General features: G+C 70.9%; 7 protein-coding genes and 1 pseudogene. All 8 read right to left on the bottom strand.

Translation table 11 applies throughout. The features are described 5' to 3' along the window. On the bottom strand, positions 1 to 337 hold a 337-nt coding region (locus RT323_RS15395; RefSeq protein ID WP_313410012.1), incomplete at its 3' end, for a Mur ligase domain-containing protein. Then, a complete protein-coding gene (locus RT323_RS15390) occupies positions 334 to 1,818 on the bottom strand; it encodes a UDP-N-acetylmuramoyl-L-alanyl-D-glutamate--2,6-diaminopimelate ligase (RefSeq protein WP_313410016.1) in 1,485 nt (494 codons plus the stop codon). The genes RT323_RS15390 and RT323_RS15395, both read right to left, overlap by 4 nt. A gap of 37 nt (positions 1,819 to 1,855) precedes the next feature. Then, positions 1,856 to 3,598, bottom strand: a complete 1,743-nt coding sequence (locus tag RT323_RS15385) for a penicillin-binding protein 2 (protein ID WP_313410010.1) — start codon at positions 3,596 to 3,598, stop codon at positions 1,856 to 1,858. Beyond that, entirely contained in the window at positions 3,598 to 4,059 is a 462-nt protein-coding gene (locus RT323_RS15380; RefSeq protein ID WP_313410008.1) for a hypothetical protein, read from the bottom strand. The genes RT323_RS15385 and RT323_RS15380 overlap by 1 nt, the downstream gene beginning before the upstream one ends. A gap of 22 nt (positions 4,060 to 4,081) precedes the next feature. Next, the gene (rsmH, locus tag RT323_RS15375) at positions 4,082 to 5,032 is read right to left on the bottom strand and encodes a 16S rRNA (cytosine(1402)-N(4))-methyltransferase RsmH (protein WP_313410006.1); all 951 of its coding nucleotides are present in this window, start codon (positions 5,030 to 5,032) and stop codon (positions 4,082 to 4,084) included. 115 nt (positions 5,033 to 5,147) lie between these two features. Further along, a complete protein-coding gene (mraZ, locus tag RT323_RS15370; RefSeq protein ID WP_313410005.1) occupies positions 5,148 to 5,600 on the bottom strand; it encodes a division/cell wall cluster transcriptional repressor MraZ in 453 nt (150 codons plus the stop codon). 325 nt (positions 5,601 to 5,925) lie between these two features. Next, entirely contained in the window at positions 5,926 to 6,309 is a 384-nt protein-coding gene (locus RT323_RS15365) for a DUF3040 domain-containing protein (protein ID WP_313410004.1), read from the bottom strand. Positions 6,310 to 6,322: 13 nt separating this feature from the next. Then, a pseudogene (locus tag RT323_RS15360) lies at positions 6,323 to 6,650 on the bottom strand (hypothetical protein); the annotation flags it as partial.

The following is a 6,650-nucleotide window of genomic DNA, read 5'->3' as shown; positions in this document are numbered from 1 at the left end:
GCGAGCCGGTGACGGCGATGACACTGAGTCCGTCGAGCTCGCGCCGGGCACGCAGCCGGTCGGCGGCCAGGGCCCCCAGGGCCGCGACGGGCTCCTGCACGATGACGTGCGGACCCGCGACCTCGCGAGTGCCCAGGGACGCGACGGCCCCTGCATCGAGAGCCGAGTCGGCGAAGTCGTGTCCGTCGACGTGCTCACCGGGCACGGCCACGAACAGCGACCCGGGCCGCGCGCGGCGCGAGTCGATCACGGCGGGCCCGTCGACGACGAGGGTGTCGTCGCCCACGACACGGCCGTCGGTGGCGGCGGCGATCTCGGCCAGCGTGGTGGCGATCATGCGATGCCTCCCATCAGCTCGTACAGGACGTCACGGTCGTCGAAGGGGTGCAGCACGTCGCCGACCTGCTGGCCACGCTCGTGGCCCTTTCCGGCGACGACCACGGTGTCGCCCAGCCGTGCTCGGTCGACCGCCGCGGCGATCGCGTCGCGCCTGTCGCCGACCTCGAGCACCTCGGCCGATCCCTCCCGGGCGCCGGCGAGCACCTCGGCGCGGATCCGCGCCGGATCCTCGCTGCGCGGGTTGTCGTCCGTCACCACGAGCACGTCCGCGAGGTCGGCGGCGATCCGCCCCATCAGCGGGCGCTTGCCGCGGTCGCGGTCGCCACCCGCGCCCAGCACGATGATCAACCGGCCGGCCGTCACGGGACGCAGGGCCTTCAGGACGGCCTCGATCGCCTCGGGCTTGTGGGCGTAGTCCACGACCGCCGTGAAGGACTGGCCCGCGTCCACGCGCTCCATGCGTCCCGGCACGCCGCGTGCGGTCGCGATGCCCGCGACCAGCGCGTCGAGGTCGTGGCCCTCCCCCGCCAGGGCGACCACGGCCGCCACGGCGTTGGAGACGTTGAAGGCGCCGGCGAGCGGTACCGAGAGCTCGACCTCGCGTCCCTGCGGGGTCACGAGGGTGACGTCGCTGCCGAGCCGGTGCGTGCGCACGTTGACGCCCCTCCAGTCGGCGGCGGCGCCTTCGGTCGAGAACGTCGTCAGTGGCAGGACCGTCTCGTCCGCGAGCCGTCTTCCGTACGGATCGTCGAGGTTCACGACGGCACGGCGCGCGTGCTCGGGCGTGAACAGCTCGGCCTTGGCACGGAAGTACGACTCCAGGTCGTGGTGGAAGTCCAGGTGGTCGCGCCCGAGATTGAGGAAGACCGCCGCATCGAGCACGAAGCCGTCGACGCGGCCCTGCACGATGGCGTGGCTGGAGACCTCCATCGCGCAGGCGGCGACCCGCTCCTCGGCCATCACGGCGAAGAGCGCCTGCAGGGCCGGGGCCTCCGGTGTGGTCAGGCTGCTGGCGGCAGGGCGGCCGGCGATGCGCGTGCCGATCGTGCCGATCACGGCCGCGCGGGTCTCGCCCAGGGCTGCCTCGGCGAGGTATGTCGTCGTGGTCTTGCCCTGCGTGCCCGTGATGCCGATCGTCGTGAAGCTCCGGCTCGGGTGAGCGTAGAACGTGGCGGCGAAGTCGGACAGCGCCCGCCGCGGCTGCTCGAGCACGAGGTGGGGCACGCCCGAGGGCAGTTCGGCAGCGCCCGCGGCATCAGTGAGGACGGCCACGGCACCGGACTCGAGCGCCTGGGGCACGAACCGGACCCCGTGCGTCGTCGCGCCCGGCAGTGCCGCGAACAGGTCGCCCGGAACCACGTCGTGCGTGGAGAGGCTGATGCCGCCGAAGACGACGTCACCACCCGCGGACTCACCGCCCAGCATCTTGGCCACGCGCGACAGCGTCCACGCGGGCACGGCGTTCGGCCTGACCCTCATCTCGTCCACCTGCCCAACCTACCGGCCGGTGTGGGACCTACCAGTCCTGCTTGATCTTCGGCGGCTTCGCGCCCGTCGGCGTCACGCCGAAGCGCTCGAGCGCCATCGACATGATGTCCTGGAACACCGGGCCGGCCATCGAGCCACCGCCGGCGTTGCGCGGGGGCTTGTCGATGACGACGTACGTGATGAAGCGGGGGTTGTCGGCCGGCGCGAAGCCCATGAACGAGATCGTGTTCTGGCCGCGGATGTAGGTGCCCGTCTGCGGGTTCACCCGCCACGCGGTGCCGGTCTTGCCCGCGACCCGGTAGCCCTCGATCTGGGCCGCAGGGGCCGTGCCGTCGTCGGCCGTGACGGCCTCCATCATGCTGGTGACCTCGGCGGCGGCCTCGCGCGAGACGACGCGGCGGGACTCCCCTGCCTCCGACTTCACGACGGTGCCGTCGCCCTTGGTGACCGAGTCGACGATGCGCGGCGTGCACATGACTCCTCCGTTGGCGATCGCGCCGACGGCGCGCACCATCTGGACCGCGTTGACGGACACGCCCTGGCCGAACGACGTCGTCGCGTGCTTCGCCTTGGTCCAGTCGCGCACCGGCGACACGATGCCCACCGACTCTTCGGGCAGGTCGATGCCGCTGAGCGAGCCGAAGCCGAACTTGCGCAGGTAGGAGTAGAAGACCGAGTCCGACATCTGCTCGGCCGCGACGATCGTGCCGAGGTTCGAGGACTTCGCGATCACGCCGGCGGCCGTGAGCCGGATCTCGCCGTGCTGCCAGTAGTCGCCGATCGGGAAGCCGTCGATGACCATGCCGGACGGGACCTTGATCTTGGTGTCCGCCGTGACCTTGCCCAGATCGGCCAGTGCCGCCATCGTGATGGTCTTCATGACCGAGCCGGGCTCGTAGACGTTCGAGATCGCGCGGTTGACCAGCGTCTTCTCCGAGACGCCGTCGCGCGTGTCCGGGTTGAACGTGGGCGCCTGCGACATCTGCACGATCTGGCACGTGCGGACGTCCATCGTGATGGCCAGGCCGTAGTCGGCGCCGGCTGAGCCGACGACGTCGCGCAGGCGCTGGTCGGCGTACCACTGCAGGTCGCGGTCGATCGTCGTCGTGACGTCGCTGCCGGGGACCATCTCCTTGACGGTCGAGTCGGCCATCGGGATGCGCTGGCCGGACGACGAGACCTCGTACGTCGACGAGCCGTCCTCGCCGGTGAGCGCCGCGTCGTACTGGCTCTCGAGGCCGGCGATGCCCTTGCCGTTCTCCTCGGTGATGCCCAGGACGTTGGCCGCGAGCGACCCGCCCGGGTAGCTGCGCAGGCTCTTGGTCTCGGTGAACACGCCGGTGTACCCGGCCTCGTTGACGGCCTTCACGGCCTTGCGGGCCTCGTAGGCCGGCAGGTCCTTCGCGAGGAAGACGTAGCGGGACTTGGGCGTGCGCAGCTTCTGGATCGTGTCGAAGTAGTCGATCTCGTCGCCCAGCTTCTCGTGCAGGATGCGAGCGATCTCGGGCGCCTTGTCGGCTGCCAGCTGCGGGTCGCCCGTGATCGTCAGGCCGTCGGTGCTGGTGACCAGCTGCTCGCCGTTGCGGTCGACGATGTCGCCGCGCGGCGCGGGGACGACGGCCTTGCGCGTGCCGGCCTCGACCGCCATGGCGGCGTACGCCTTGGAGTCGACCGCCTGGATCTGGAAGAGCCGTCCGGCGAACAGCAGGAACAGCAGCAGCATGCCGACCACGAGGACGCGCAGGCGGGTGCGGGTGACGGCGACGGGCATCAGCCGGCCCTCCTGACGTTCGTCCCGGGCTCGGCCGCGACCGCCTCACCGATGACCTTGCCGTCCGACAGTCGCAGGAAGACCGGGTTGGCGTTCGGCACCATGCCCTCGGACAACGCACGGTCCGCCAGTCCCGACGGACTCTGCATCTGGTCCACCTCGGTGGCCAGCTGCTCCTTCTGCGCGTGCAGCAGCGTGGCCCGCTGCTGCAGCTCGTCGATCCGGAAGGCCTGCGCCTGCATCGCCGTGCTCAGCAGGATCAGCCCGACGAGGCCGACCGCGAGGACGCCCAGCACGACGACGACGAACGGGGCGCGACGCGCACGGACGCGGACGGGACCGACCAGCTTCAGGCCGACCTCGCGGGCGTCGCGACCGCGCGCCGCCAGTCCGGAGGCGAGCGCGGTCGATCGGGCCGCGGCCGAGCGGCTGAGGGCACGCGGCGAGCTGGCGGTACTCATCGGTTCTCTCCTTGGCACTCGGTCATGGGGCGGCGATCCGTTCGACAGCGCGCATCCGGACGGAACGCGCGCGGGGGTTGTCGGTGATCTCGTCCTCGCCGGCCATCTCCGCGCCCCGGGTGAGGGAGCGGAACCTGGCCTGCATGGACTCAGGCACGACGGGCAGGTCCCGCGGTGCCGTGGAGGTGGTGGCGCGCGTGATGACGCGCTTGGTGATCCGGTCCTCGAGCGAGTGGTACGACAGGACGACGACGCGACCCCCGACCGCGAGCAGGTCCATCGCAGAGGGCAGCGCCCGCCGGTACACGGCCAGCTCGTCGTTGACCTCGATGCGCAGGGCCTGGAAGGTGCGCTTCGCGGGGTTGCCCCCCGTGCGGCGCGCCGGGATCGGGATGCACCGGCGGATCAGGTCGACCAGCTGGTCACTGCGCTCGAACGGCTTCGTCTGGCGCTCGGTCACGATCTCCTTGGCGATCCGGCGGGCGAACTTCTCCTCGCCGTACTCGCGCAGGATCCGCGCCAGGTCGCCCTCGTCGTACGTGTTGAGCACGTCGGCCGCGGTCAGCTCGTCCTCGTCGTTCATGCGCATGTCCAGCGGCGCGTCCTGGGCGTAGGCGAACCCCCGCTCGGCCAGGTCCAGCTGCATCGACGAGACGCCCAGGTCGAACAGGACTCCGTCGATCGTCGTGCGACCGGAGTCCGCGACGACGTCGGGGAGCTCGTCGTACACGGCGTGGGCCAGCTCGACGCGGTCGCCGAAGGGAGCGAGCCGCTCCCCCGCGCGGCGGAGCGCCTCGCGGTCACGGTCGACACCGATGACGGTCAGGGTCGGGAACCGCGTGAGCATCGCCTCGGTGTGTCCACCCAGGCCGAGCGTCGCGTCGATGACGACAGGATGATCGACCCGTTCCACGACGGGGGCGAACTCCGACACGACGCGGTCCAGCATCACCGGGACGTGCCGGGCCGTCATGTGCGGGCCCCGGTCGTGCCCTCGATGGGGCCCGATCCCCGCCTGCAGAGTTCTGACGCCGGGGAAGTGACGTCAGAACCCCTCAGGCGGGCATCGCGCCCCACCGCCGGGGTGCTCAGAAGATCCCCGGGAAGATCTCCTCCGACAGGTCGGCGAAGCCCTCCTCGTGCTCGTCGGAGAAGTCGTTCCAGCGAGCGGAGTCCCAGATCTCGAACCTCTCGCCCGTGCCCACGACCGTGCAGTCGCGGTCCAGGCCGGCCCAGTCGCGCAGCAGCTGCGACACGGGCACGCGCCCTTGCTTGTCCGGCGTCTCGTGCGCAGCACCGCCGAACAGCATGCGGATGAAGTTGCGTGCCTGCCGGTTGGTGAACGAGGCCTGTCGTGCCCGGCCCGAGAACTCGTCGAACGCCTCGGGCGTCCAGCCGTAGACGCAGTGCTCCTGGCCTCGCGTCAGCACGACGCCGTCCGTCAGCAGGGGTCGGAACTTCGCCGGCAGGAAGAGCCTGCCCTTCTCGTCGAGACGAGGCGTGAACGTACCGAAGAAGTGCGTCGATGCCGGTGCGGTCATCGCGTCCTCCTTGCTCCACGTCGCTCTCCCTCGAGGTCGAAGTCCGGCGTCTCCACCACTTCGCACCACCTTAACCCACAACGCTCCACCATCAACCCACTTCTCGTCAAGACACGCCCGTGTCGCGCCACCACAGACGCGAAAAGGCCCGCCATCGCAAGCGAGGCGGGCCGGTGGAGGGAAGTGGGGAGAAATCAGGCACAGGTGGAGCGCGGGTGGGGCTGACGGCCGTGGGCGGTCGACGGGAGCGGCGATCGCCGCTCAACCGTGGCCGGACACGACGAAGGCCCCGCCGTGGCGGGGCCTTGCGAGTGTCGGTGAGGGGTCAGTAGCCGCCGTCGTCCTGACGACGCTGCCACCGCTCCTCCATGCGCTCGACGAACGAGCCGGAGCTCTTGGGCGCGGCCGGTGCGGGACCGCTGGCCTGCTCGGCTCCCCCGATGCCGCGACGCCAGGCACGCACGAAGAAGTAGGCCGTGGCCACCATCGCGATGAAGCCGACCACGCCGAGCCACGTCATCTGGGACACGGCTCCGCCCAGGAGCATGGCGATGCCGGCGATGAAGCCGATCGCACAGACGACCGCGATGCGACGGTTGTGCGCGATGAGCTTGGAGCCGCGCAGCGTCGATGCGAACTCAGGATCCTCTGCGGCCAGCGACTGTTCCAACTGCGCGAGCAGGCGGGCCTCTTCGTCCGACAGTGGCACGATGACTCCTCGGTCAGGGGTGTGAAGTCGATTCTAGGCGGGCCATCGTCTGCAATCCAGCCGAACGCCCTGCGAACTGGGGAATGGAGCGGATCGCCTGCTCCAGCGCGAACAGCTCCTCGCGTGCACCGGCCGATCCGTCGACGACGACACCGGGAACCTCGTCGCTGACGACCCGGACGCCGCGACTGGCGCCGGGCACCAGGCCACGTCCCGCCAGCAGCCCCTCGAGCTCCTCGGGAAGCCATCGGCGCGGGCCGAGCGAGGCGAGGTCCCAGGTCGCGTCGGGCACCGCGTCGACGAGCGCGCGGGCGCCCTCGAAGTCGCCCGTCGCGGCCCGC

The sequence above is a fragment of the Aeromicrobium sp. genome (assembly GCF_032084975.1).
In the GTDB taxonomy this organism is placed as follows: domain Bacteria; phylum Actinomycetota; class Actinomycetes; order Propionibacteriales; family Nocardioidaceae; genus Aeromicrobium.
The sequence above is the reverse complement of the archived record's forward strand: the minus strand, read 5'-3'. Positions and strand labels throughout refer to the sequence as shown.